We start from the raw sequence: 25,928 nt of genomic DNA on the forward strand, positions 1-25,928 counted from the left end.
CAAACTGCAACTTGCGTCGAGCCTAGCACGCAGCGTGTGCGCAGCGGTAGAGGGAAAGATCACGTCACCCGGACGTTTGACCGACCCCTCGTCGCGCTGACGAAGCCCAGCTCGGACGGGTCGCGCCCGACAATCGCGGCGACCCGGCGCGGACGGATCCGGGGGACAGGTCTAGCCTCACGATGTGGACAGTCTTGGAGAAAGCACAGCAACCGACCTCCGTCGCAGCCGGCCGCGTGTCGGTCACATCCAGTTCCTGAACTGTCTCCCCCTTTACTGGGGGCTCGCCAGGACCGGAACTCTCCTCGATCTCGAACTGACGAAGGACACCCCGGAGAAGCTCAGCGAACGGCTGGTAAGGGGCGAACTCGACATCGCGCCCGTCACGCTCGTGGAATTCCTTCGCAATGCAGACGAACTCGTCGCCTTTCCCGACCTCGCGGTGGGCTGCGACGGCCCGGTGATGTCCTGCGTGATCGTGTCGCAGCTTCCGCTGGAGCAGCTCGACAAGGCGCGCGTCGCGCTCGGCTCCACCTCCCGTACATCGGTACGGCTCGCCCAACTGCTGCTGGCCGAGCAGTACCAGGTCGCTCCGGACTACTACACGTGCCCGCCCGACCTCGGGGTGATGATGCAGGAGGCCGACGCGGCCGTCCTGATCGGCGACGCCGCGCTGCGGGCCTCCCTCCACGACGCTCCCCGCCTCGGGCTCCAGGTCCACGACCTCGGACAGATGTGGAAGGAGTGGACGGGACTGCCGTTCGTCTTCGCCGTCTGGGCCGCGCGCAAGGACTATCTGGCCCGTGAGCCCCTCGTGGTGCGCAAGGTGCACGAGGCCTTCCTCACCTCGCGGGACGTGTCCCTCGAAGAGGTCGGCAAGGTCGCCGAACAGGCGGCGCGCTGGGAGGCCTTCGACGCGGAGCTGCTGGAGCGGTACTTCACGACGCTGGACTTCCGCTTCGGTCCGGACCAGCTCGCGGGCGTCACGGAATTCGCCCGCAGGACCGGTCCCACGACCGGCTTCCCGGCGGACGTGAAGGTCGAACTCCTCGGCAGCTGAACCGCGTCCCCGCCCGGCCCCGCCGCCCCCGGCAGGCCCTAGGCTGAGGGCCGACCGGCGCAGGATGCCGAACGGGGGAGTTCAGATGCAGCCGCTTGATCCCGGCGACCCGCGCAGCATCGGCGCGTACCGGCTGCTGGGCAGGCTCGGGGCGGGCGGAATGGGGCGCGTCTATCTGGGGCGCAGCGCCGGCGGGCGCACCGTCGCGGTCAAGGTCGTCCATCCGCACTTCGCGCTCGACGACGAGTTCCGTGCCCGGTTCCGGCGCGAGGTGGAGGCGGCACGCCAGGTCGGTGGGGAGTGGACCGCCCCGGTCCTCGACGCCGGCCCCGACGAGCCTGTGCCGTGGGTGGCCACCGGCTACGTCGCAGGACCCTCCCTCACCCAGGCGGTCACGGACCACGGGCCGCTGCCCGTGCGGTCGGTGCGGGTGCTGGGCGCCGGACTGGCACGCGCGCTGGTCGCCGTGCACGCGCTGGGACTGGTGCACCGTGACGTGAAGCCGTCCAACGTGCTGCTGACGCTGGAGGGGCCGCGGCTGATCGACTTCGGGATCGCCCGTGCCACGGACGGCACGGCGTCGCTCACCTCCACCGGTGTCTCCGTCGGGTCACCCGGCTACATGTCTCCGGAGCAGATCCTCGGCAAGGGCGTCACCGGCGCCGCCGACGTCTTCTCGCTCGGCGCGGTCCTCGCGTACGCGGCGACCGGCACCGCCCCCTTCCACGGCGACTCCTCTGCCGCGTTGCTCTACAAGGTGGTGCACGAGGAGCCGGAACTCGGCGCGCTGGACGGCGGACTGCGGGACCTGGTGGCCGCCTGCCTGGCCAAGGAACCGGCCGCGCGGCCGGGCCCCGGCGAGATCGCCGACGGGCTCGCCGTCGCCGCGGGGCAGTCGTCGGGGTGGCTGCCGGGGCCGCTGGTGGAGCAGATCAGCCGCGCGGCGGTGGAACTGCTTCACCTGGAATCGCTGCCGGAGCCCCCGCCCGCCCCGCCCGAGGGCGCCGCATCGGGACCCGTCGCGTTCAGCAGCCCGGCCGTCGGTGTCTTCGGCCCGCCGGTCGAACCCGGCTCGCCCGGGCAGGCCCCGCCCGGCTGGGCGCCGCAGCCGGGCGGGACACCCACCGGCCCGTCCCGGACACCGGGGAACGGCTTCTCGGTCACCGCCGCCGGAGGCCGGCAGGGCCGCCGGGTCAGCTGCACCCTGGCGCTCACGGTCGCCGGCGCCCTCGCCGCCGTCACGGTCGGCGGCGTCGTGCTGCTCGACCAGTGGCGGGGCGCCGGCGGCGCGGACCAGGGCGACACCGGCGCCCGACCACCTGCCGCGACAGCGTCGAAGAGCCCTGCCCCCTCCGCCTCCGCCCGGGTCGACGAGGTGCCGGAGGCGTTCCTCGGCACCTGGAGCGGACCGGCGGTCGAGCAGACCGGCCTGCCGCACGGCACGCTCACCGTCACCTTCACCGAGGGCGGCAAGGGCGACGACGTCGTGCGCACGACCACGTCGATCTCCGTGCCGGGGGTGAGCGTCGAGTGCCACGGCGTCGGCAAGCTCGCCGCGGGCAGCACGGAGCGTGCCCTGCGCGTCGAGGAGCGCACCGACCCCGAACGGCCGGGACAGCAGGGCCAGTGCACCTCGGGCAAGGCCGGACTGGTCTTCACGCTCGACGACGACGGGACACTGCGCTACCGGTCCGACGAGGACGCCGCGGGCCGGCCGACCGCCACGCTCACCAAGAAGACCGGCTGACGGAACGGCCGGAGGGGTGGCGTAGCCTGGATCGGTCCGTAGATCCACCGAAAAACCGCCGAAGGGTGACGCCCGGTGACCGAGAAGGCCGATCTTCAGCCCGTCCTGGACCGTGCCGCGGAAGGCGGGCGGATCACGGCAGAGGAAGCGCTCGAGCTCTACCGCTCCGCTCCGCTGCACGCCCTGGGCGCGGCGGCGGACGCCGTGCGCCGGCGCCGTTACGCCGGCACCGAGCACATCGCGACGTACATCATCGAGCGCAACATCAACTACACCAACGTGTGTGTCACGGCGTGCAAGTTCTGCGCCTTCTACGCCGCGCCGAAGGACACCGCGAAGGGCTGGAGCCGTGACCTCGACGACATCCTGCGCCGCTGCGCGGAGACCGTCGAGCTCGGTGGCACGCAGATCATGTTCCAGGGCGGCCACCACCCGGACTACGGCGTCGAGTACTACGAGGAGCACTTCGCGGCCATCAAGAAGGAGTTCCCGCAGCTGGTGATCCACTCGCTCGGCGCGTCCGAGGTGGAGCACATGGCCCGGATCTCCGGGGTGTCCGTGGAAGAGGCGATCACGCGCATCCACGCCGCCGGTCTGGACTCCTTCGCGGGCGCCGGCGCCGAGCTGCTGCCGGAGCGTCCCCGGAAGGCGATCGCCCCGCTCAAGGAGTCCGGCGAGCGGTGGCTGGAGATCATGGAGATCGCGCACAACCTGGGCGTGGAGTCCACCTCCACGATGCTGATGGGCACCGGCGAGACCAACGCCGAGCGCATCGAGCACCTGCGCATGATCCGTGACGTGCAGGACCGCACGGGCGGCTTCCGCGCGTTCATCCCGTACACGTACCAGCCCGAGAACAACCACCTCAAGGGCCGTACGCAGGCCACGCTCTTCGAGTACCTGCGCATGATCGCGATCGCCCGGCTCTTCCTCGACAACGTCGCGCACATCCAGGGCTCCTGGCTCACCACCGGCAAGGAGGTCGGCCAGCTGTCGCTGCACTACGGCGCGGACGACCTCGGCTCGATCATGCTCGAGGAGAACGTCGTCTCCTCGGCGGGCGCCAAGCACCGCTCCAACCGCATGGAGATCATCGACCTGATCCGCAAGTCGGGCCGCGTCCCGGCGCAGCGGACCACGACGTACGAGCACATCGTGGTGCACGACGACCCGGCCGACGACCCGGTCGACGAGCGGGTCGTCTCGCACATCTCGTCCACGGCGATCGAGGGCGGGACGGCGCACCCCGAGCTGAAGCTGCTCGCCTCGAACTGAGGCCGCCTTGCTGACCATTCACGTGGCCGAGGCCTCGCCCGAGCTCGCCGTCCTCGTCGACGGCGCGCAGGTCGCCGCCGTCGGCCCGTACGAGGACCTGGCCGCCGTCCGCCCGCAGGCACGGGTACGGCGGTGGCCCGGCATCCTCACCCCCGGGCTGCTCAACCCGTACGGGCCCGAGCTGCTCGAAGCCACCTACCACCCGGACCCGCGCGAGGCCGCCGAGCTGGGCACCGAGCCGATCACCGGGGAGCGCGCGCAGGCCGTCTTCCGCGCCGACGCGTCACGGCGGGGCGCGAGCGCTCGCCGCGGTGTCCAGCGCCTGCTGGCCCATGGAACGGTCGCCATCGCGGGCGAGTTGCGGAGCCGGCCGGCGCTGGACGCCGTGCGCCGTGCCGGGCTGGTCGTGGGCGGACGCCCGCCGAGGCTGCCCGGACCCCCGTCCTTCTCGCCGGTGCCGCTCGTCCTGCTCCCCATGCCGACTCCGGGCGGGCCCGCCCGCTTCGCGGTGTTCGACGTGCCGGACCGGGCCGAACTGGTGCGGCGCGGGGCGTCGACGTGCGTGGCCACCGTCATCGGCGGGCGGCTGGTCCACCGGCGCAGCTAGGACCGCGGGGCTGCCCGGGTCGGCGGCCCCGCCGGCCCAGGACCGACGTATGCGGATCCGAGGCGGACGGATCCATGGCAGTCGGACCCACCCGTGGCGCGCGGGCGGAACCCTGGTCCCTCGCAAGGGCGGGCCGGGTTGCACAATGGGTCCGTGACCCGAGCCTCCCTGGAAAAGCAGCCGCACGAAGTCGCCTCGATGTTCGACGACGTGGCGGCCAAGTACGACCTCACCAACGACGTGCTCTCGCTCGGCCAGGCCAGGCTGTGGCGCAAGGAGGTCGCCAAGGCGGTCGACGCCCGCCCCGCGCAGAAGGTCCTCGACCTCGCCGCGGGCACCGGCACCTCGTCCCTGCCGTTCACGGCCACCGGCGCGTACGTCGTGCCGTGCGACTTCTCCCTCGGGATGCTGCGCGAAGGCAAGAAGCGCAATCCCTGGCTGCCGCTCACCGCCGGCGACGCGACGAAGCTGCCCTTCGCCGACGGGGTCTTCGACGCCGTGACGATCTCCTTCGGGTTGCGCAACGTGCAGGACACCGACGCCGCGCTGCGCGAGCTGTACCGGGTGACCAAGCCGGGCGGGCGCGTGGTCATCTGCGAGTTCTCGCACCCGACCTGGGCGCCGTTCCGCACCGTGTACGAGGAGTACCTGATGCGCGCCCTGCCGCCCGTGGCGCGTGCCGTGTCCTCCAACCCCGACGCCTACGTGTACCTCGCCGAGTCGATCCAGAGCTGGCCCGACCAGCCCGCGCTCGCCGGCCGACTCCAGCGGGCCGGCTGGTCCCAGGTCGCCTGGCGCAACCTGTCCGGCGGCATCGTGGCGCTGCACCGCGGCACCCGGCCCCGGTAGGCAAGCCGGACATGGAGCTCCAGGGGATCGCCGTGGACTACCAGGCGGTCCTGGAACAGATCGCGGCCGACATCGCCCCGCTGATCGGCAGCGGCACGCCCGCCGAGTACATCCCGGCTCTCGCCTCGGTCGACCCGCGGCGTTTCGGCATGGCGATCGCCGACGTCAGCGGCAAGGTGTACGGAGTGGGGGACTGGCAACACCCCTTCTCCGTACAGTCGATCACCAAGGTCTTCACCCTCGCGCTCGCTCTCGCCGCGGACGACGAGAGCCTGTGGGAACGCGTCGGCCGTGAACCCTCGGGCAACCCCTTCAACTCACTGGTGCAGCTGGAGTACGAGAACGGGATCCCGCGCAACCCGTTCATCAACGCCGGGGCCCTCGTCGTCACCGACCGGCTGCAGACCCTGACCGGCGACGCGAGCAGCGAACTGCTGGAGTTCCTGCGGCAGGAGAGCGGCAACCCGGACCTGGCCTTCGACCCCGAGGTCGCCGAGTCGGAGTCCGCGCACGGCGACCGCAATGCCGCCCTCGCCCATTTCATGGCCTCGTACGGCAACATCGTCAATCCCGTACCGACCCTGCTCGACCACTACTTCTGGCAGTGCTCGATCGAGATGAGCTGTGCCGATCTGACCCTGGCGTCCCGCTTCCTGGCCCGGCACGGGCTGCGCGCCGACGGCTCGCGGCTGCTGACCCGCAGCGAGGCCAAGCAGATCAACGCCGTGATGCTCACCTGCGGTACCTACGACGCGGCCGGGGACTTCGCCTACCGGGTCGGGCTGCCCGGCAAGAGCGGGGTGGGCGGGGGGATCGTGGCGGTCGTGCCGGGGCGGTGCACGCTGTGCGTATGGAGCCCGGGGCTGGACGCGCGGGGCAACTCGGTGGCGGGGGTGGCGGCGCTGGACCGCTTCACGACACTGACCGGTCTCTCGGTGTTCTGAGGCCGCGTCCACTTCTTCCTTTGGGGAAAGGTGAGTTGACGGGAACCGCCCGATGGTGAAGATGAGTCAGTTGTCCAAGAACGCTCACCGCTCGTGCGTACTTCCCCGTCTCCCCGTCACCGCTTGCTCTTTCGGAGTCTCCCCATGGCGTCGTACTGCCTGCACTGCGGCACCCCGTTCCCGGACGAGGCGCGCTTCTGCATGAAATGCGGGAAGGAACGGCTGCCCGAAGTTCCGTCCTCGCCGGCCGGGTCACCGGCCCCGCCGGCCCCCGCGGCCCCACCGGCTCCGTCGGCCCCCGCCGCCCTGCCGACCCCTCCGCCACCGCCCGCTTCGGCACCCGCGCCCCTGCCCGCTCCCGCCGTTCCGCCCCCGCCGGGGTACGGCCCCGGCCCCGTACAGCCGTCGCCCGTCGGCGCGTTCCTCGGACGGGCGATGCGAGGTGACTGGCTGTCCGCCGCCAAGGCCGCCGTGTGGCCGACCGGACTGCTGCTGGTGCTCGCGATCGGGCTGGCGATTCCGTCCTACGGCCAGGACGACGAGGTCTTCGTCGGCTGGAGCGAGCGGCTCCGTATCGCCCTCGCCCTGCTGCTCCAGGGCGTCGGCGGCGGCTTCGAGCTGAAGGCGGCCGGAGCGTCACCGTACGGACCGGACGGATTCGGCTCCGGACCGGGCTCCGGATCGGGCTCCGGCTCGGGCTTCGGGCCCGACGGCGACGGCTCCTACGGCTCCGGCATGGACCAACTCGCGCAGGGAGCGGCGTCCCTGTCACTCGTACCGCTGACGGTGACCGCGCTGTGGATCGCCGCCCTCTGGCTGGGCGCCCGGACACTGCGCCGGCGCGGCGAGGGCATGGAGGCAGCGGTGCGCGTCTCCTTGCTGGTGACGGCCGCTGTACTGGTGCTCGGTCTGTTCGCCCAGCCCGAGATCATGGGTGTGAAGGTCTCCGCCTCGCCCGTGCTCGCCGCGCTCGGCGCACTCGTGATCTCCCTGGTGGTGACCGCCGGGGTGCTCCAGCGGGACCGGTTCGCCGTCGCGCTCGCGCAGCGTCCGGCCGCCCGGTCGGCGGTCCGCGCACTCGGCACGGCCGTGGGCGTGGTGGGCGCGGTGGTCGCGCTCTGCTCGCTGGTCGGCTTCGTGGTCTTCGCCGGCACCGACGATGTGGACGGCACGGCACTGCTGCTCGCCCTGCCGATCCTGCCCAACATCGGCTTCGCCGTGCTCGGGCTGAGCTGGGGCGTGCCCGTCGAGTACAGCTTCCGGGGCAGCGGCGGCTGGGGCGACTCCGCCGTGGAGCGCGGCAGCATCGGCCTCGGGGAGATCTCCGACGAGTGGGGCGGCGGCGCGGTGGCCGGGGTCCTGGTGCTCGGCGCCGTGTGCGCGCTGGCCATCGGCCTCTGGACGGCCCGCCGCTCGGCCGACCGCCGTGAGCAGGTGCTGGCAGGCGGGTTCACGCTGGCGTTGCTCCTGACGTTCACCGGCGTCAGCGGCGTCACCACGGATCTGACGGGCGGCCTGGGCTACTTCGTCGGCATGGGCACGACCGAGGTGGCCCCGAGCGTGCCGGACGCGCTGCTGTTCGGACTGCTGTGGGTGGGCGGAGCGCTGCTGCTCGGCCCCGTGCTGCTGCGCCTCACGGGCGGCGGGCCGACGTCGCCGGGCACGGGCCCCGCCCCGCATCCGCCGGTGTCGCCCTCGCCTGGTCAGCAGCCCATGGGGCACACGCCGCCGCCCTACGGGCCCGGTCCCGGCCCGGCCGGCGCGGCGCCCGTCCCCGCCGTTCCCGCAGAGGCGGCGCATCGCGCCGGGCCCGCCGGTGGCGACCCGATCGGCCTGCCCGGTGCCCTGGGGGCAGTGCCCGCGCCTGGCCCGGCCGCCTCCGCGGAGGCGACACCGCACCACGCCGCGTCCGCGGAGGCGGCGCCGCATCCCGCCGCGTCCACAGAGGCGGCGCCGCACCCCGCCGTGCCCGGCGGCGCCAACCCTGCCGCTCTGCCGGAGGCCGCAGGCGCCTCGGAGGCCGCAGCGGCCGTGAGGCCCTGGCCGGAGCCGGGCCCGGCAGCGCCGGAGCCGATGCATGAGCCGGGCCCGGCAGCGCCGGTGTCGATGCACGAGCCCGGCCCGGCGGCCGTGCCCACGCCCACCGCCGTGGACGGCGGCGCAGCCGCCCACGTGCCCGCGCCGTACGTACCGCAGCAGCCGCTCCCCGGCGCGTACGACGAGCCCGCCGCCGACGGGGCCGGCAAGCGCCGGGTCCTGGTGTGGACGGCGACCCTCACCGCCGCGTTCGTCATCGGCGGCGGCGCGACCGCGGGCGTGCTGATGCTCCAGGACAGGGACGACCGGGCCGATCCGTCGATCGAGATCGTCGGGACGCCCGAGGGCGACGCGAAGGGCTCCACGTCACCCTCGCCGACCCCGCCGTCCCCGGCGGCGTCCCCCACCCCGACCACCACTCCCTCCCCGAGCGCGACGGGGCCGTCGCCCGGCGCCGACCCGGTGCTGCCGGCCGGCTTCGTACTGAAGCAGGACCCCGCCGGGTTCACGGTCGGCGTGATGGAGGGATGGTCACGCCGGCAGGCCGGCAGCCAGGTCTTCTACGAGGCGCCCACCGGCGGCGACTACATCCAGATCGGCATCGTCAGGAACACGCCGATGAGTTCGTACGACAACTTCACCGGCCTGGAGCAGAAGCATCTGGCCAAGGCAGGGAGCGACTACGAGCGGCTGCGCCTGGAGGAGAACACCTACCAGGGCCGCCCCGGCGCGCTCTGGGAGTTCACGCACGTTCCCGAGCCCGACGAGAGCGACCTGCGGCGTCATGTGATCGACCAGGCCTTCGTCGCCGCAGACGGGACCGAGTACGCGATTCTGGCCGCCGGGCGCGCGGACACGTGGGACCCGGCCGCGGACGTCGTGTTCTCGACCGCCATCAGCACGTTCAAGGCCGGCTGAGCACGCCGCCGCGGTCCCGGCACCCGAGGCCACGGCCCCCTGAGCGCCCCGCCCAGGGGCTCAGGGGCGGCCGGTGCCGCCGAGCTCCAGCCGGAAGCAGTAGCCGCTCTGCTGGGACACCGGGGTCGTGAAGGTCTCCGCGAGCTCCATGCCGAGCCGCCTCGCCACGGCGATGGACCGCTCGTTGCGGGAGTTCACCATCGCCACGACCCGCTCCACCCCCGCCGCCCGTACCCGCTCCAGCGTGGTGCGGGCGGCGGCGGTCGCGTAGCCGCGGCCCCAGGCGGAACGGGCCAGCCGCCAGCCGATCTCGATCTCGCCGACAGGGCCGAAGTCCTCGTGCGGCCAGGGCTGGGCGCCCGTGAAGCCGACGACCTCGCCGTCCTCGTCGAGCATCGTCCAGAGGCAGAATCCGTGCTCGGCGTCGTGTCTGCGCTGCCGGGCCGTCAGCTCCTCGTACACGGACAGCTCGGCCGCTCTTCCGCCGTGGAACTCCATGACCTCCGGGTCGTCGAAGACCCGGTGCCAGATGACGGCGTCCTCGTCCGTGGGCACCCGGAGCTGTATGACGGGAAGCGGCCTGCTGCTCATAGACGGAGCCCTTCGGTCGGTTGATCGCTACGCCACCTTAGACTGCACAAGACTGCACAGGTCCTGTGCCGTTCGGTACGCAAATATCGGAATGCCCCATCGAATACTCGGGAGAAGCCGCCGTGACCGAAGCCCTCACCGAGCACACTGCCGATGTGATCGTCGTCGGGGCAGGCCCGGCCGGCTCCACCACCGCGTACTACCTGGCCAAGGCCGGGCTGGACGTGCTGCTGCTGGAGAAGACCGCCTTCCCGCGCGAGAAGGTCTGCGGCGACGGCCTCACCCCGCGCGCCACCAAGCAGCTGGTCTCCATGGGGATCGACATCTCCGAAGAGGCGGGCTGGCTGCGGAACAAGGGCCTGCGGATCATCGGCGGCGGTGTGCGTCTCCAGCTCGACTGGCCAGAGCTCGCCTCGTACCCGGACTACGGACTGGTCCGCAAGCGCGACGACTTCGACGAGCAGCTGGCCCGCCAGGCCCAGAAGGCCGGCGCGCGGCTGTACGAGCGGTGCAACGTCGGCGCCCCCGTCATCGACGACCGCACCGGCCGGATCACCGGGGTCCACGCCAAGCTCGGCGAGGAGAAGACCCCGGTCACCTTCCACGCCCCGCTGGTGGTCGCCGCCGACGGCAACTCTTCCCGGATCTCGCTCGCGATGGGCCTGCACCGCCGCGAGGACCGCCCGATGGGCGTGGCGGTGCGTACGTACTTCACCTCACCCCGTCACGACGACGACTACCTCGAGTCGTGGCTGGAGCTGTGGGACCGGCGCGGGCCGGGCGAGGACCGGCTGCTGCCCGGCTACGGCTGGATCTTCGGCATGGGCGACGGCACGTCCAACGTCGGCCTCGGCGTCCTGAACACCTCGGCGTCCTTCAAGGAACTGGACTGGCGCGAGGTCCTGAAGGCCTGGTGCGCGTCCATGCCGGAGGACTGGGGCTACACCGACGAGAACATGACCGGCCCGATCCGGGGCGCGGCCCTGCCGATGGCGTTCAACCGCCAGCCGCACTACACCAAGGGCCTGCTGCTGGTCGGCGACGCGGGCGGCCTGGTCAACCCCTTCAACGGCGAGGGCATCGCGTACGCGATGGAGTCGGGCCAGATCGCGGCCGACGTCATCGTCCAGGCGCACGCCCGCCAGACCCCGGCCCAGCGCGAACTGGCGCTGCACCGCTACCCGAAGGTCCTCAAGGACACCTACGGCGGCTACTACACGCTGGGCCGCGCGTTCGTGAAGCTGATCGGCAACCCGAAGGTCATGAAGATCGCGACGCAGCGTGGTCTGACCCACCCGCTGTTGATGAAGTTCACCCTGAAGATGCTGGCGAACCTGACCGACCCGTCGGGCGGCGACGCGATGGACCGCATCATCAACGGCCTGTCGAAGGTGGCCCCGAAGGCGTGAGTACGGCGGTGCTGCCCGACGGCACGGTGCTGCGGACGGCGACGCCCGCCGACGCTGAGGCGCTGTGCGCGGCGTACGTGGACAACCGGGAGCACCTGGCTCCCTGGGAGCCGCGCCGCGACGAACGCTTCTTCACCGTCGAGGGACAGGCCGTCCGCCTCGCCGAACGGCTCCGTGAGTACGAGGCCGGACGCGGCGTGCCCTGGCTGCTCGTCGCCGGCGACGGACGCGTCGTCGGGACGATCACGCTCTCGGGCATCACGCTCGGCCCCTTCTGCAGTGCCTACCTCGGCTACTGGACGGCGGCCGACCGCCAGGGCAGGGGCCTGGCGACGGCGGCCGTGGAGGCGGTGTGCGGCATCGCGGCAGGCGAGCTGGGGCTGCACCGGATCGAGGCCACCACACTGGTCGACAACCTGCGTTCGCAGCGCGTGCTCGAGCGCTGCGGCTTCGAACCCATCGGCATGGCGCCGCGCTATCTGCACATCGACGGCCGATGGCGCGACCACCGGCTCTTCCAGCGCATCCTGCACGACGCCCCGCCGGCTGCGTGACGACCTGCCCGGCTGTCCGCGCTGCGGGCCGCCTCGGTCTGGTGCGGCCTTGCCGTCCGTGACGGCACGGCGAACTTCCCCACGGACCGCACGGCACGGCGACTTCCCCACGGACCGCACGGCACGGCGACTTCCCCACGGACCGCACGGCACGGCGACTTCCCCACGGACCGGCTGCGACCCCGGCGATCCACCCCATGTCAAGAGGGGTGTGTCAAGGGGGCTGACCGCATCTCCGATCCGGGTGGCGGGTGCACTGATCTCGCGCCGGGATCCTGGCAATGTCGTCGGCGAGCGATCGATCGGCCCGGGCAGGCCGGGCCACGACCAGGGGGAGACCATCCATGCTGAACAAGCGCATCGGCGCCGCGATCCTGCTCGCCGCAACCCTCACCGGGGCGTTCGCCCCGGTGGCAGCGGCCCGGCAACACGATCCGGTGCAGCGGCAGCTGGACCTGCTCGTCGACCGGGACGGGGTGCCGGGCGCCCTTGCGTACGACGGCGAGGTGACGCGCACCGCCGGCGTCGCGGACCTGGAGTCGGGCAGGCCGATGGTCGACGCGGAGGGCCGGTTCCGGGTGGCCAGCAACACCAAGGCATTCACCGCGGCAGCCGTGATGCGTCTGGTGGCGGACGGGCGGATACGGCTCGGCGACCGCGCGGGCACCTACGTGCCACAACTCGCCGGACACGCCGTCACCGTACGCCAGTTGCTCAAGCAGACCAGTGGTATCCCGGAGTACACCACGCTCGTCGACTGGAGCCTGCCGCCCGGCACGCCCGAGGACCATCTCGGTCTCGCGCTCAAGAAGGAGCCCGCCTTCGAGCCGGGCACCGACTGGGGCTACTCCAACACCAACTACCTCGTGCTCGGCATGCTGATCGACAAGGTGGCGGGGGTCGATTTCCGCACTTACATCGAGCGCACCATTCTGCGTCCGCTGCGCCTGGACGACACCTACTGGCCCGCGCCCGGTGAGCTGCACCTGCGCGGACCGCACGCCCGTAACTACGGCATCAACCCGGCACGTCCGGAGGCCGGCCGGGTGGACATGACCGAGTTGCCCGGGTACGAGTTCGGTGCGTCCGGCGGGCTCGTCTCGACCCCAGAGGACCTCAACGCCTTCTGGGACGGCCTGTTCGGCGGTCGGCTCCTTCCCGGTTGGGCCCTGCGCCTGATGACCCGTGACACCACCGATGTCGGCGGCCGCGACGTCTACCCGGCGGGCAGCCGGTACGGCTACGGCGTCGCTTCGATCCCGCTCAGCTGCGGCGGCGTCTACTGGGGCCACGGCGGCGACCTGCCCGGCGACTCGGTCGGCGGCGGCCGGGCCACGGCTGGCCGCGGCACCGTCACCGTCTACACCACGACCTGGGCGGCCGAAGGCGAGAGCCTGCGCCACCTCCAAGGGGCGGTCGACGCGGCCCTGTGCGCCGATGGACGCTAGTCGAGTCCTTTCGCATCACGTTCCGTCGCTCTCCGCGGTGGCGTAGCGGCGGAATCCGCTCCGCCGTGAAGCCGGCGCCGCGTCCCGTGACGTACTCCTGAAACCGCCGAAGGGCCGCCGCTCCCCCGAGGGAACGGCGGCCCTTCCAGGCAGTGAGGAAACGTCAGAGGACGCGCACCGCGCCGCTCGCCGGGTAGCCGGACAGGTCCTGGATGACGACGCCCTTGCTGGGGTTCGCGGCGTCCAGGTACTGGCCGTCACCGATGTAGACGCCCGTGTGGTACGCGGAACCGGCGCCGCCCCAGTAGAGGATGTCGCCCACCTGAAGGTTGGAGGTGCCGACCTGGGTGCCGGCCAGCGACTGGTCCTGGGAGACGCGCGGCAGGTCGATGCCGACGGTGCGGTACGCGGCCTGGACCAGGCTGGAGCAGTCCCAGGCGTTGGGGCCGGTGGCGCCCATGATGTACGCGTCGCCGAGCTGCGCCTTGAGGAACGCGACCACGGTGGCGGCGCTGCCCGTGGCGGTGCCGGTGGAGGCGGAGGCCGAGAGCGTGGTGCGCTCGGAGTCGCGGGACGCGCGCTCCTGGGCGGCGGCCTCGGCGCGCTTGCGCGCCTCTTCCTTCTCCTTGGCCTCGGCAGCGCGGTCCGCCTCGGCCTTGGCCTTCTCGGCGGCCTTCGCGGCCTTGGCGGCGGCGGCCTCTTCCTGGGCCTGCAGCTGCGCCTGGAGCTCGAGGTCGAGGGCTACCTGCTGGGTGGCCTCCGCGGACTGGGCGACCGCGGCCAGGGAGTCGGCGGTGAGCAAGGGCATCTCGATGGTCTCGGTCACCGGCTCGGCGTTCGCCGGCCCGGCAGCACCGGCCACCGCGATGGTGCTGAGGAAGCCACCGGCAACTCCGGCCCGTATCGCCATTTTCGAGGCGCTGCGGCGGGGCTTCCGGTGGCTGGGTATGTGAGCGGTGTGGGACATGAGTACAACCGCTATCAGGGCAGGACGGTTCCCTTCAAGAAACGTGTGTTGCGCCACAGTTACGACCGGAACCTCTGAATCCGCTGCGCATGGACCCTTATTGACGCCGTAACGGGCAAACCGGTCACAGGTGATCACGGCTGTGATCATGGGCTTTCCGTAAAAGGTCCGAATTGCCGTGGGCTTACCACCCCTTTACGTCGTTGGCCAAGCCCCGCTTTTGTTGAACTCTTGAGTGAGTGGCGCAGGTCACAGAATGGTCAACGTCCGGGCGCTCGGGAGGCCGTGGACCGGTGCTCCGGTCCACCGCGGTCCGCCCGATCCCACTGCCGGGTGACCCGGCGGTCCAATATCACCCGATGCGGTCCATCTCGAATTTGCGTGCACCCGCCACCGCTTGATAGGGCACCCCGCCTCCGACCAGCGGTAACAGCTCCAGATGTCACGTCTGGTGATCACCCGGGAGCTTCGCGTACGAAGATCACCGCTCATCCGGCTTCATGATCCTTCGTCGGGTGGTGGAGATCACAAACTCGATGCCCGACCCCGTGTCGCAGATCACAGACCGACAGGCATAGGATGCGGGTTCCGGGCTTGTGAACTGCCTCACATGTGCACGATCTTCGGCACGATCTTCGAGGCGGCGAGTGATCGCCCGGGTGCGGTCCAACGGTCAAGGACGACTGGAAGGAGCGGGGAGGGTGAATGCTTACGCGCCCATCCTTGTGCTCGGCGCCCTCGGGGCAGGGTTTGCGATCTTCTCCGTGGTCATGGCCACGCTTATCGGCCCCAAGCGGTACAACCGGGCAAAGCTCGAAGCGTACGAGTGCGGCATCGAGCCCACACCTACGCCCGCCGGAGGCGGACGCTTTCCGATCAAGTACTACCTGACGGCGATGCTCTTCATCATTTTCGACATCGAGATCGTCTTCCTCTATCCCTGGGCCGTCACCTTCGACGCCCTGGGGATCTTCGGGCTCGTGGAGATGCTGCTCTTCGTGCTCACCGTCTTCGTCGCCTACGCGTATGTATGGCGGCGCGGCGGTCTGGAATGGGACTGAGGGGCTAGGGGCACACCATGGGACTCGAAGAGAAGCTGCCGAGCGGTTTCCTGCTGACCACCGTCGAACAGGCCGCGGGCTGGGTGCGCAAGTCATCCGTCTTTCCCGCGACGTTCGGTCTGGCCTGCTGCGCCATCGAGATGATGACGACCGGCGCCGGCCGGTACGACCTGGCGCGCTTCGGCATGGAGGTCTTCCGCGGATCGCCGCGCCAGGCCGACCTGATGATCGTGGCGGGCCGGGTGAGCCAGAAGATGGCGCCCGTCCTGCGCCAGGTCTATGACCAGATGCCCAACCCCAAGTGGGTCATCTCCATGGGCGTTTGCGCATCATCGGGCGGAATGTTCAACAATTACGCGATTGTGCAGGGTGTTGATCATATTGTCCCCGTTGACATCTATCTGCCCGGTTGTCCCCCGCGCCCCGAGATGCTGATGGACGCGATCCTCAAGCTCCACCAGAAGATCCAGAGCTCCAAGCTCGGTGTGAACGCGGAGGAAGCGGCCCGCGAGGCGGAGGAGGCGGCCCTCAAGGCGCTCCCGACGATCGAGATGAAGGGGCTGCTGCGATGACGGACCAGCCGAATCCCGAGAAGGACCTCTCCGCGCAGAACCTTCCCGGCCAGCGCGGCGAGCACGGCGAGGAGATCCGCGTCCAGCGCGGCATGTTCGGCGCCGACAACGGAGGGGACACGTCCGGCTACGGAGGGCTCGTACGCTCCGTACGGCTGCCCGGGCCGGCCGCCCGCCCGTACGGCGGCTGGTTCGACGAGGTGGCCGACGAACTCGAGGGCGCACTCGAGGAGCAGGGCATCGTCCCCGAGAACGCCATCGAGAAGACCGTCGTCGACCGCGGCGAACTGACCTTCCACATCGAGCGCGAACACCTGCTGCAGGTGGCGAGGACACTGCGTGACGACCCGGCGCTGCGCTTCGAGCTCTGCACCGGGGTCAGCGGGGTGCACTACCTGGAGGACAAGGGCCGCGAGCTGCACGCCGTCTACCACCTGCGCTCGCTCACCCACGGCCGGCTGATCCGGCTCGAGGTCTCCGCCCCGGACCGTGACCCGCACGTCCCGTCGCTGGTGTCGGTCTATCCGACCAACGACTGGCACGAGCGCGAGACCTACGACTTCTTCGGGCTCGTCTTCGACGGCCACCCCGCCCTCACCCGGATCATGATGCCGGACGACTGGCAGGGCTTCCCGCAGCGCAAGGACTATCCGCTCGGCGGCATCGCCGTCGAGTACAAGGGCGCCCAGATCCCGGCTCCGGACCAGCGGAGGTCGTACTCGTGACTACACCGTCTGCACACGCACGCGAAACCACCGAAGGCCCCGTCTACACGGTCACCGGTGGCGACTGGGACGAGGTCGTCCGGTCCGCGGCCAAGGCCGACGACGAGCGCATCGTCGTCAACATGGGCCCGCAGCACCCCTCCACGCACGGAGTGCTCCGCCTGATCCTCGAGATCGACGGCGAGACGGTCACCGAGGCCCGCTGCGGCATCGGCTACCTCCACACCGGCATCGAGAAGAACCTCGAGTACCGGACGTGGACGCAGGGCACCACCTTCGTGACGCGCATGGACTACCTGACGCCGTTCTTCAACGAGACGGCGTACTGCCTCGGCGTGGAGCGGCTGCTCGGCATCGAGGACCAGATCCCCGACCGTGCGACCGTGATCCGCGTCCTGCTGATGGAGCTCAACCGCCTCTCCTCGCACCTGGTGTGCATCGCCACCGGCGGTATGGAGCTCGGCGCCACCACGATCATGATCTACGGATTCCGGGATCGTGAACTGATTCTCGACATCTACGAGCTGATCACCGGCCTGCGCATGAACCACGCGTACATCAGGCCCGGCGGACTCGCCCAGGACCTGCCCCCCGGCGCGGTCGACCAGCTCCGCGAGTTCGTGAAGACGATGAAGAAGAACCTGCCGGAGTACGACAAGCTCGCCACCGGCAACCCGATCTTCAAGGCCCGTATGCAGGACGTCGGGTACCTGGACCTGACCGGCTGCATGGCGCTCGGCGCGACCGGACCGATCCTGCGCTCGGCGGGCCTCGCCCACGACCTGCGCAAGACCGACCCGTACTGCGGCTACGAGACGTACGACTTCGACGTACCGACCGCCGACACCTGCGACTCCTACGGCCGCTTCCTCATCCGCCTCGAGGAGATGCGGCAGTCGCTGCGGATCGTCGAGCAGTGCCTCGACCGGCTCGAGCCCGGCCCGGTGATGGTCGCCGACAAGAAGATCGCCTGGCCCGCGCAGCTCGCGCTCGGCCCCGACGGTCTCGGCAACTCCCTGGACCACATCAAGAAGATCATGGGCACCTCGATGGAGGCCCTGATCCACCACTTCAAGCTGGTGACGGAGGGGTTCAGGGTGCCGGCCGGGCAGACGTACGCCGCGGTCGAGTCGCCGAAGGGCGAACTCGGCGTCCATGTCGTCTCCGACGGCGGGACCCGGCCCTTCCGGGTCCACTTCCGGGACCCGTCGTTCACCAACCTGCAGGCCATGGCGGCCATGTGCGAGGGCGGCCAGGTGGCCGACGTCATCGTCGCCGTCGCGTCCATCGACCCCGTGATGGGAGGCGTCGACCGATGACGGACGTATCGCTGGGCATGCCGCAACTGCCCGCACCGGACTATCCGGCAGAGGTGCGCGCGCGGCTCGAGGCGGACGCGAAGGAGATCATCGCCCGCTATCCCGGCAGCCGGTCCGCCCTGCTGCCGCTGCTGCACCTGGTGCAGTCGGAAGAGGGCCATGTCTCCCGCACCGGCATGCGGTTCTGCGCCGAGATGCTGGACCTGACCACGGCCGAGGTCACCGCGGTCGCCACCTTCTACTCGATGTACCGGCGCAAGCCGTCCGGCGACTACCAGGTCGGCGTCTGCACCAACACGCTCTGCGCGGTGATGGGCGGCGACGCGATCTTCGAGGAGCTGAAGGAGCACCTCGGCGTCGGCAACAACGAGACGACCGACGACGGCAAGATCACTCTCGAGCACATCGAGTGCAACGCGGCCTGCGACTTCGCGCCCGTGGTGATGGTCAACTGGGAGTTCTTCGACAACCAGACGCCCGAGTCCGCCCGGCAGCTCGTCGACGACCTGCGCGCCGGCGAACAGGTCGTCCCCACCCGGGGCGCGCCGCTGTGCACCTACAAGGAGACGGCCCGCATCCTGGCCGGCTTCCCCGACCAGCGGCCCGGCGCGGTCGAGGCCGGCGGCGGCGCGGGACCCGCGTCGCTCATCGGGCTCAGGCTCGCCAAGGGCGAGGCCGCTCCGGCACGGGTGGTCCACCCGCGCGGCGAGTACCCCAAGGACCGTCCGCAGGCCGGATCCGAGCACCTCAGCTCGCACGACGCACCGCAGAAGACTTCGGCATCCGACCCGGACAACCCGGCCGGACCTGTCGCGGAGGGTGAGTGATGACCTTGTCCACCGAGCACGGCGGCGGCTCCCGGCCGGAGGTCGGGGGAGAGAGCAGCCCTGAAAAGCTCCTCTCCCCGGTCCTGTCGGCCTTCTGGGACGATCCGCGGTCGTGGACGCTCGCGACCTACCGCAGGCACGACGGCTACGAGGGCCTGCGCAAGGCGCTCGCCATGTCGCCCGACGACCTGATCGCGTACGTCAAGGACGCCGGTCTGCGAGGCCGCGGCGGCGCAGGCTTCCCCACCGGCATGAAGTGGCAGTTCATTCCGCAGGGCGACGGCAAGCCGCACTACCTCGTCGTCAACGCCGACGAGTCGGAGCCCGGCACCTGCAAGGACATCCCCCTCCTCTTCGCCAATCCGCACTCCCTCATCGAGGGAATCGTGATCGCCTGCTACGCGATCCGCTCCAGCCACGCCTTCATCTATCTGCGCGGCGAGGTCGTCCCCGTCCTGCGGAGGCTGCACGAGGCCGTGCGCGAGGCGTACGAGGCGGGATTCCTCGGCAAGAACATCCTCGGCAGCGGCCTCGACCTCGAACTCACCGTGCACGCGGGCGCCGGCGCCTACATCTGCGGTGAGGAGACCGCGCTGCTGGACTCCCTGGAAGGCCGCCGCGGCCAGCCCCGGCTGCGGCCCCCCTTCCCCGCGGTCGCCGGCCTGTACGCCTGCCCCACTGTGGTGAACAACGTCGAGTCCATCGCGTCGGTTCCCGCGATCCTGAACAAGGGCAAGGACTGGTTCAGGTCCATGGGCAGCGAGAAGTCCCCGGGCTTCACGCTGTACTCGCTCAGCGGTCATGTCGCGAGCCCCGGCCAGTACGAGGCCCCGCTCGGCATCACCCTGCGCCAGCTGCTCGACATGAGCGGCGGCATGCGGCCCGGTCACCGGCTGAAGTTCTGGACGCCCGGCGGCTCCTCGACCCCGATGTTCACCGACGAACACCTCGACGTCCCGCTCGACTACGAGGGCGTCGGCGCCGCCGGTTCGATGCTCGGCACCAAGGCGCTCCAGTGCTTCGACGAGACGACCTGCGTGGTGCGGGCCGTCACCCGCTGGACCGAGTTCTACGCCCACGAGTCCTGCGGCAAGTGCACACCGTGCCGCGAAGGGACGTACTGGCTGGTCCAGTTGCTCCGCGACATCGAGGCGGGCAACGGCGTCATGTCCGACCTCGACAAGCTGAACGACATCGCCGACAACATCAACGGCAAGTCGTTCTGCGCCCTCGGCGACGGCGCCGCCTCGCCGATCTTCTCCTCGCTCAAGTACTTCCGCGACGAGTACGAGCAGCACATCACGCAGGGCGGTTGCCCCTTCGACCCTGCCAGGTCGACGGCCTGGGCGGACAAGCACATGGAGGTGAACGCATGACGGTCACGACGTCTGCCCCCTCCGGGGGCTCCGAGGCCCCGGTCCCGCCCGAGGACCTCGTGACGCTGACCATCGACGGCATCGAGATCTCCGTCCCCAAGGGGACGCTGGTCATCCGGGCCGCCGAACTCCTCGGCATCGAGATCCCGCGCTTCTGCGACCACCCGCTCCTCGACCCCGCCGGCGCCTGCCGCCAGTGCATCGTCGAGGTGGAGGGCCAGCGCAAGCCGATGGCCTCCTGCACCATCACCTGCACCGACGGCATGGTCGTCAGGTCGCAGCTCACCTCGCCCGTCGCCGAGAAGGCGCAGAAGGGCGTGATGGAGCTGCTGCTGATCAACCATCCGCTGGACTGCCCGGTCTGCGACAAGGGCGGCGAGTGCCCCCTGCAGAACCAGGCCGTCTCGCACGGCCAGGCCGAATCACGGTTCGACGGCAAGAAGCGCACCTTCGAGAAGCCGGTACCGCTCTCCACACAGGTGCTGCTCGACCGAGAGCGGTGCGTGCTCTGCGCCCGCTGCACCCGCTTCTCCAACCAGGTGGCGGGCGACCCGATGATCGAGCTGCTGGAGCGCGGCGCGCTCCAGCAGGTAGGCACCGGTGAGGGCGACCCGTTCGAGTCGTACTTCTCCGGGAACACCATCCAGATCTGCCCGGTGGGCGCGCTGACCTCGGCCGCCTACCGCTTCCGCTCCCGCCCCTTCGACCTGGTGTCCTCGCCGAGCGTGTGCGAGCACTGTGCGGGCGGCTGCGCCACCCGCACCGACCACCGCCGCGGCAAGGTCATGCGGCGCCTCGCCGCGGACGACCCGGAGGTCAACGAGGAGTGGCTGTGCGACAAGGGCCGCTTCGGCTTCCGCTACGCCCAGCAGCGTGACCGGCTCACCACGCCGCTCGTCCGCAACGAGCGGGGTGTGCTGGAGCCGGCGAGCTGGCCCGAGGCGCTGGAGGCCGCGGCCCGCGGTCTCGTCAAGGGCCGCACCGGTGTCCTGACCGGCGGCCGGCTGACCGTCGAGGACGCCTACGCGTACGCCAAGTTCGCCCGGGTCGCGCTCGACACCAACGACATCGACTTCCGTGCGCGGGCCCACTCCGCGGAGGAGGCCGACTTCCTGGCGGCGAGGGTCGCGGGGCAGGGCAGGGACCTGTCCGGCACCGGAGTCACCTACACGTCGCTGGAGAAGGCGCCGGCGGTGCTGCTCGTCGGCTTCGAGTCGGAGGAGGAGGCCCCCGGCGTCTTCCTGCGGCTGCGCAAGGCCCACCGCAAGCACGGACAGCGTGCCTTCTCCCTCGCCACGCACGCCACGCGCGGCCTCGAGAAGGCGGGCGGGACCCTGCTGCCCGCGGCACCCGGTACCGAGACCGAGTGGCTGAACGCCCTCACCTCGGGCACCGGCCTCGACGAGGCCGGTGCGAAGGCGGCGGAGGCACTGCGCGCCGAGGGCGCGGTGATCGTGGTCGGCGAACGGCTCGCGGCCGTGCCCGGCGGTCTCACCGCCGCCGTACGCGCCTCGGCCGCGACCGGCGCACAGCTCGTGTGGATCCCGCGCCGCGCCGGAGAGCGGGGCGCCGTGGAGGCGGGCGCGCTCCCGTCGCTGCTGCCGGGCGGCCGCCCGGCGACCGACCCGCGGGCCCGTACGGAGACCGCGGAGGTCTGGCGGGTACGTGAACTGCCGCACCGCTACGGCCGCGACACCGGCCAGATCGTCGAGGCCGCGGCCACCGGCGAACTGGGCGCGCTGCTCGTCGCGGGCGTCGAGGTCGCGGACCTGCCCGACCCGGCGCGGGCGCGAGAGGCGCTCGACGCGGTCGGGTTCCTCGTGTCGCTGGAGCTCCGCCCCAGCGAGGTCACCGAACGGGCGGACGTCGTCCTCCCGGTCGCGGCCGTCGCCGAGAAGCCCGGCACCTTCCTCAACTGGGAGGGCAGGGCCCGGATGTTCGAGGCGGCGCTCAAGCCCGAGCAGATGACCCGGACCCTCGCGCCGACCGACGCACGGGTGCTGCACATGCTGGCCGACGCGCTCGACGTGCCCTTCGGCCTGCCGGACCTCAGGTCCGTACGCGCCGAACTGGACCGGCTCGGCAGCTGGGACGGCCCCCGGGCCACCGAGCCGGCGCAGAGCGCCGAGCCGCTGCCCCGGCCGGGTTCCGGCGAGGCGGTCCTCGCAGGGCACCGGCTCCTGCTCGACCAGGGCCTGCTCCAGCAGGGCGACGAGGCGCTGGCCGGCACCCGGCACGCCGCGGTCGCCAGGCTGTCCGCGGCCACGGCGGCGGAGACCGGCGTGAAGGACGGCGACGAGCTGGAGGTCCGCGGACCGGCCGGCTTCGTACGGCTGCCGCTCCAGGTGAGCGAGATGCCCGACCGGGTGGTGTGGCTGCCGATGAACTCCGTCGGCGGCGGCGTCACCACGGACACCGGGGCCCGCCCCGGCGAGCTGGTCCGTATCGCGGCGGCGACGGGCGCGACGGAGGTGGAGGCATGACCGTCCTGGCATTGGAAGACCTGTCGATGTTCGGACGCGACCCCTGGTGGCTCGTCCTCATCAAGGCCGTGTTCTGCTTCGCCTTCCTGATGGTGACCGTGCTCTTCTCCATCGTGTGGGAGCGCAAGGTCGTCGCGTGGATGCAGCTGCGCATCGGCCCGAACCGGCACGGCCCCTGGGGCATGCTCCAGTCGCTCGCCGACGGCATCAAGCTGATGCTGAAGGAAGACGTCATCGTCAAGCGGGCCGACAAGGTCGTCTACGTCCTGGCGCCGATCGTGGCCGCGATCCCCGCGTTCATGGCGATCGCCGTGATCCCCTTCGGCCCGTCCGGCAACGAGGTCTCGATCTTCGGCCAGCGCACCACGATGCAGCTGACCGACCTGCCGATCGCGATGCTCTACATCCTCGCGGTCGCCTCCGTCGGCATCTACGGCATCGTGCTCGCCGGCTGGTCCTCCGGCTCGACCTACCCGCTGCTCGGCGGTCTCCGCTCCTGCGCGCAGATGATCTCGTACGAGATCGCGATGGGCGCGGCGTTCGCCTCCGTCTTCCTCTACTCCGGGTCGATGTCGACCTCGGCGATCGTGGAGGCGCAGGCCGACCGCTGGTTCATCATCCTGCTGCCGGTCTCCTTCATCATCTACGTCGTCACGATGGTCGGTGAGACCAACCGGGCTCCGTTCGACATGCCGGAGTCCGAGGGCGACCTGGTCGGCGGCTTCAACACCGAGTACAGCTCCATCAAGTTCGCGATGTTCATGCTGGCCGAGTACGTCAACATGGTCACCGTCTCCGCCGTCTCCGTGACGCTCTTCCTGGGCGGCTGGCGGGCGCCGTACCCGATCTCCACCTTCTGGGAGGGCGCGAACCACGGCTGGTGGCCGATGCTCTGGTTCGTCCTCAAGGTCCAGCTGCTGCTGTTCTTCTTCATCTGGCTGCGCGGCACGCTGCCCCGGGTCCGCTACGACCAGCTGATGAAGCTCGGCTGGAAGGTCCTGATCCCGGTCTCCGTGGTCTGGCTGATGCTGGTGGCGACCGTGCGCGCGCTGCGCAACGAGAACTACGACTTCCAGCAGATCGTGCTGTACGTCGGCGGCGCGGTGATCGCGGTGCTGCTGCTCTCCTTCGTCGCCGACATCTTCCGCGGACGCAAGGAGAAGGCCGAAGAGGCGGCCGGGCCGCCGCCCGCGGCCTTCGACCCGATGGCGGGCGGCTTCCCCGTACCACCGCTGCCCGGCCAGGAGTTGCCCCCGGTGCCGCGCAGGCGGCCCCGGCACGAGCGCGAGCTGATCGTCAGCGGCGGCCCCAATGACAGTGATGGTCCTCGGGACGGAAAGGAGGCTGACGGTGTCTGAGGAATCCCAGCGCAAGGAATCCGGTGGCAAGGAGTCCGAGAGCACGTTCCTGAATCCGGTTGCCGGCTTCGGCGTGACCTTCAAGGCCATGTTCAAGAAGCGGCTGACCGAGCAGTACCCGGAGCAGCAGAAGGTGACGGCGCCGCGCTTCCACGGGCGGCACCAGCTCAACCGCCATCCGGACGGACTCGAGAAGTGCGTCGGGTGCGAGCTGTGCGCCTGGGCCTGCCCGGCGGACGCGATCTATGTGGAGGGCGCGGACAACACCGAGGAGGAGCGCTACTCCCCGGGTGAGCGGTACGGCCGCGTCTACCAGATCAACTACGCCCGCTGCATCCTGTGCGGACTGTGCATCGAGGCCTGTCCGACCCGCGCGCTGACGATGACGAACGAGTTCGAACTCGCCGACTCGAGCCGCGAGAACCTCATCTACACCAAGGAGCAGCTGCTCGCCGGTCTGGAAGAGACCATGGTCGACACGCCGCACGCGATCTACCCCGGCATGGACGAACAGGACTATTACCGGGGCCTGGTCACCGAGGCCGCCCCCGGCACGGTCCAGCAGGCCGCCGTCTCCAAGGACCAGCCGCCGCAGGAGGGCGGGTCCAGCTTCGGCGAGGACGAGCCGACCTCGAAGAAGGTGATCGGCGCATGAACACGCTCGCCGCATCCGTCACCTCCACCGGCGAGGCCGTCCAGTTCTGGGTGCTCGGCACGATCGCCGTGATCGGGGCGCTCTGCACGATCCTGATGAAGCGTGCCGTGCACAGCGCCCTCTGCCTGGCCGGGACGATGATCATCCTCGCGGTGTTCTACCTGGCCAACGGCGCGTACTTCCTGGGCGTCGTCCAGATCGTCGTCTACACCGGCGCGATCATGATGCTGTTCCTCTTCGTCGTCATGCTGGTCGGCGTCACGGCCGCCGACTCGCTCAAGGAGACGCTGAAGGGACAGCGCTGGCTCGCCGCGGCCTGCGGCCTCGGCTTCGGCATCCTGCTGATCGCCGGCATCGGCAACGCCTCCCTGAAGAACTTCAACGGTCTGGGCGCCGCCAACTCCGCGCACGGCGGGAACGTCGAGGGCCTCGCGGCGCTCATCTTCACCAAGTACGTGTTCGCCTTCGAGATCACCGGCGCGCTGCTGATCACCGCGGCCGTCGGCGCGATGGTGCTCACCCACCGGGAACGCACCGAGCGGGCCAAGACCCAGCGCGAACTCTCCGAGCAGCGCGTACGCGAAGGCAAGCACCTGCCCCCGCTCCCCGCGCCCGGTGTCTACGCCAGGCACAACGCGGTGGACATCGCCGGTCTGCTGCCGGACGGCACCCCGTCCGAGCTCACCGTCAACAGGACGCTGCGCGACCGCGGTCAGATCCGGGACGTCTCGACGGAGGCGCTGGACGACCTCAAGGCCCTGGAGCAGCGCTCCGAGGAGCGCCTCGGACGTGACAAGGACGCCCGGGACCGGGACGGACAGGAGGCCAAGCGGTGAATCCGGTCAACTACCTCTATCTCGCCGCCCTGCTGTTCACCATCGGCGCGGCGGGGGTCCTGATCCGGCGGAACGCGATCGTGGTGTTCATGTGCGTCGAGCTGATGCTCAACGCCTGCAACCTCGCGTTCGTCGCCTTCTCGCGTATGCACGGCAATCTCGACGGCCAGATCATCGCGTTCTTCACGATGGTCGTCGCCGCGGCGGAGGTCGTGGTCGGGCTCGCGATCATCGTGTCGCTGTTCCGCTCCCGCCACTCGGCCTCGGTCGACGACGCCAGCCTGATGAAGCTGTAAGGGGTCGGAAGAAT

The 25,928-nt window shown here is 70.7% G+C and carries 23 protein-coding genes and 1 pseudogene; 22 read left to right on the forward strand and 2 right to left on the reverse strand.

The window, feature by feature from the left end:
* The first annotated feature begins 184 nt into the window (after positions 1-184).
* From AB0K36_RS00380 to AB0K36_RS00410, 8 genes and pseudogenes are all read left to right on the forward strand, one after another.
* Positions 185-1,060 (forward strand): menaquinone biosynthetic enzyme MqnA/MqnD family protein, encoded by an 876-nt coding sequence (locus AB0K36_RS00380; protein ID WP_364586257.1) that lies wholly within the window; start codon positions 185-187, stop codon positions 1,058-1,060.
* Positions 1,061-1,145: 85 nt separating this feature from the next.
* The gene (locus AB0K36_RS00385; RefSeq protein ID WP_364586260.1) at positions 1,146-2,807 is read left to right on the forward strand and encodes a serine/threonine-protein kinase; all 1,662 of its coding nucleotides are present in this window, start codon (positions 1,146-1,148) and stop codon (positions 2,805-2,807) included.
* Between the two features lie 75 nt (positions 2,808-2,882).
* Entirely contained in the window at positions 2,883-4,082 is a 1,200-nt protein-coding gene (gene mqnC, locus AB0K36_RS00390) for a cyclic dehypoxanthinyl futalosine synthase (RefSeq protein WP_307707727.1), read from the forward strand.
* A gap of 7 nt (positions 4,083-4,089) precedes the next feature.
* Positions 4,090-4,689, forward strand: a complete 600-nt coding sequence (locus AB0K36_RS00395; RefSeq protein ID WP_364586263.1) for a hypothetical protein — start codon at positions 4,090-4,092, stop codon at positions 4,687-4,689.
* A gap of 153 nt (positions 4,690-4,842) precedes the next feature.
* Positions 4,843-5,538 (forward strand): demethylmenaquinone methyltransferase, encoded by a 696-nt coding sequence (locus AB0K36_RS00400; RefSeq protein ID WP_189467065.1) that lies wholly within the window; start codon positions 4,843-4,845, stop codon positions 5,536-5,538.
* 11 nt (positions 5,539-5,549) lie between these two features.
* On the forward strand, positions 5,550-6,482 hold the full coding sequence (locus AB0K36_RS00405; RefSeq protein ID WP_364586267.1) for a glutaminase: 933 nt from the start codon (positions 5,550-5,552) through the stop codon (positions 6,480-6,482).
* A 144-nt stretch (positions 6,483-6,626) separates the two neighbouring features.
* Positions 6,627-6,695, forward strand: a pseudogene (locus AB0K36_RS34685) (zinc-ribbon domain-containing protein); the annotation flags it as partial.
* Between the two features lie 222 nt (positions 6,696-6,917).
* Entirely contained in the window at positions 6,918-9,437 is a 2,520-nt protein-coding gene (locus AB0K36_RS00410) for a serine/threonine kinase C-terminal domain-containing protein (protein WP_364586270.1), read from the forward strand.
* A gap of 60 nt (positions 9,438-9,497) precedes the next feature.
* On the opposite strand, the gene AB0K36_RS00415 is transcribed toward AB0K36_RS00410, so the two are convergent.
* Positions 9,498-10,028 (reverse strand): GNAT family N-acetyltransferase, encoded by a 531-nt coding sequence (locus tag AB0K36_RS00415; RefSeq protein WP_189467061.1) that lies wholly within the window; start codon positions 10,026-10,028, stop codon positions 9,498-9,500.
* A gap of 122 nt (positions 10,029-10,150) precedes the next feature.
* Here AB0K36_RS00415 and AB0K36_RS00420 point away from each other — a divergent pair, with 122 nt between their 5' ends.
* The 3 genes from AB0K36_RS00420 to AB0K36_RS00430 all read left to right on the forward strand — a co-directional run bounded on the left by AB0K36_RS00420 (position 10,151) and on the right by AB0K36_RS00430 (position 13,439).
* The gene (locus AB0K36_RS00420; RefSeq protein ID WP_159688763.1) at positions 10,151-11,437 is read left to right on the forward strand and encodes a geranylgeranyl reductase family protein; all 1,287 of its coding nucleotides are present in this window, start codon (positions 10,151-10,153) and stop codon (positions 11,435-11,437) included.
* Complete coding sequence (locus tag AB0K36_RS00425; RefSeq protein WP_364586274.1) at positions 11,434-11,991, forward strand: GNAT family N-acetyltransferase; 558 nt, start codon at positions 11,434-11,436, stop codon at positions 11,989-11,991. Before AB0K36_RS00420 ends, AB0K36_RS00425 begins: the two co-directional genes overlap by 4 nt.
* Before the next feature lie 344 nt (positions 11,992-12,335).
* Complete coding sequence (locus tag AB0K36_RS00430) at positions 12,336-13,439, forward strand: serine hydrolase domain-containing protein (RefSeq protein ID WP_364586277.1); 1,104 nt, start codon at positions 12,336-12,338, stop codon at positions 13,437-13,439.
* Positions 13,440-13,602: 163 nt separating this feature from the next.
* Here the strand turns inward: AB0K36_RS00430 and AB0K36_RS00435 are convergent, their stop codons facing one another.
* The gene (locus tag AB0K36_RS00435) at positions 13,603-14,406 is read right to left on the reverse strand and encodes a C40 family peptidase (protein WP_364586280.1); all 804 of its coding nucleotides are present in this window, start codon (positions 14,404-14,406) and stop codon (positions 13,603-13,605) included.
* Between the two features lie 701 nt (positions 14,407-15,107).
* Between AB0K36_RS00435 and AB0K36_RS00440 the strand changes: the two genes are divergently transcribed.
* Genes AB0K36_RS00440 through nuoK form a run of 11 tightly spaced genes read left to right on the forward strand, consistent with a single transcriptional unit; the run spans position 15,108 to position 25,914 of the window.
* Positions 15,108-15,467 carry an NADH-quinone oxidoreductase subunit A gene (locus tag AB0K36_RS00440; protein WP_003974383.1) on the forward strand — a complete coding sequence of 120 codons (360 nt, stop codon included), beginning with the start codon at positions 15,108-15,110 and terminating at the stop codon, positions 15,465-15,467.
* 17 nt (positions 15,468-15,484) lie between these two features.
* The gene (locus AB0K36_RS00445) at positions 15,485-16,039 is read left to right on the forward strand and encodes a NuoB/complex I 20 kDa subunit family protein (protein ID WP_018528252.1); all 555 of its coding nucleotides are present in this window, start codon (positions 15,485-15,487) and stop codon (positions 16,037-16,039) included.
* Positions 16,036-16,764, forward strand: a complete 729-nt coding sequence (locus AB0K36_RS00450) for an NADH-quinone oxidoreductase subunit C (RefSeq protein WP_364586285.1) — start codon at positions 16,036-16,038, stop codon at positions 16,762-16,764. The genes AB0K36_RS00445 and AB0K36_RS00450 overlap by 4 nt, the downstream gene beginning before the upstream one ends.
* Entirely contained in the window at positions 16,761-18,083 is a 1,323-nt protein-coding gene (locus AB0K36_RS00455; protein WP_364586288.1) for an NADH-quinone oxidoreductase subunit D, read from the forward strand. Before AB0K36_RS00450 ends, AB0K36_RS00455 begins: the two co-directional genes overlap by 4 nt.
* Entirely contained in the window at positions 18,080-18,910 is an 831-nt protein-coding gene (gene nuoE, locus AB0K36_RS00460; protein ID WP_364586291.1) for an NADH-quinone oxidoreductase subunit NuoE, read from the forward strand. The genes AB0K36_RS00455 and nuoE overlap by 4 nt, the downstream gene beginning before the upstream one ends.
* Positions 18,910-20,286: an NADH-quinone oxidoreductase subunit NuoF gene (gene nuoF / locus AB0K36_RS00465; protein ID WP_364586294.1), complete on the forward strand. Its 1,377-nt coding sequence runs from the start codon at positions 18,910-18,912 to the stop codon at positions 20,284-20,286. The genes nuoE and nuoF overlap by 1 nt, the downstream gene beginning before the upstream one ends.
* A complete protein-coding gene (locus AB0K36_RS00470; RefSeq protein ID WP_364586297.1) occupies positions 20,283-22,769 on the forward strand; it encodes an NADH-quinone oxidoreductase subunit G in 2,487 nt (828 codons plus the stop codon). The genes nuoF and AB0K36_RS00470 overlap by 4 nt, the downstream gene beginning before the upstream one ends.
* Positions 22,766-24,127, forward strand: a complete 1,362-nt coding sequence (nuoH, locus tag AB0K36_RS00475) for an NADH-quinone oxidoreductase subunit NuoH (RefSeq protein ID WP_364586300.1) — start codon at positions 22,766-22,768, stop codon at positions 24,125-24,127. The genes AB0K36_RS00470 and nuoH overlap by 4 nt, the downstream gene beginning before the upstream one ends.
* On the forward strand, positions 24,081-24,782 hold the full coding sequence (nuoI, locus tag AB0K36_RS00480; protein ID WP_364586303.1) for an NADH-quinone oxidoreductase subunit NuoI: 702 nt from the start codon (positions 24,081-24,083) through the stop codon (positions 24,780-24,782). Before nuoH ends, nuoI begins: the two co-directional genes overlap by 47 nt.
* On the forward strand, positions 24,779-25,618 hold the full coding sequence (locus AB0K36_RS00485) for an NADH-quinone oxidoreductase subunit J (RefSeq protein WP_364586306.1): 840 nt from the start codon (positions 24,779-24,781) through the stop codon (positions 25,616-25,618). Before nuoI ends, AB0K36_RS00485 begins: the two co-directional genes overlap by 4 nt.
* Entirely contained in the window at positions 25,615-25,914 is a 300-nt protein-coding gene (gene nuoK, locus AB0K36_RS00490; protein ID WP_069927518.1) for an NADH-quinone oxidoreductase subunit NuoK, read from the forward strand. The genes AB0K36_RS00485 and nuoK overlap by 4 nt, the downstream gene beginning before the upstream one ends.
* The last annotated feature ends 14 nt before the right edge of the window (positions 25,915-25,928 follow it).

It is taken from the genome of Streptomyces kurssanovii (assembly GCF_040677245.1).
Taxonomy (GTDB): Bacteria; Actinomycetota; Actinomycetes; order Streptomycetales; family Streptomycetaceae; genus Streptomyces; species Streptomyces kurssanovii.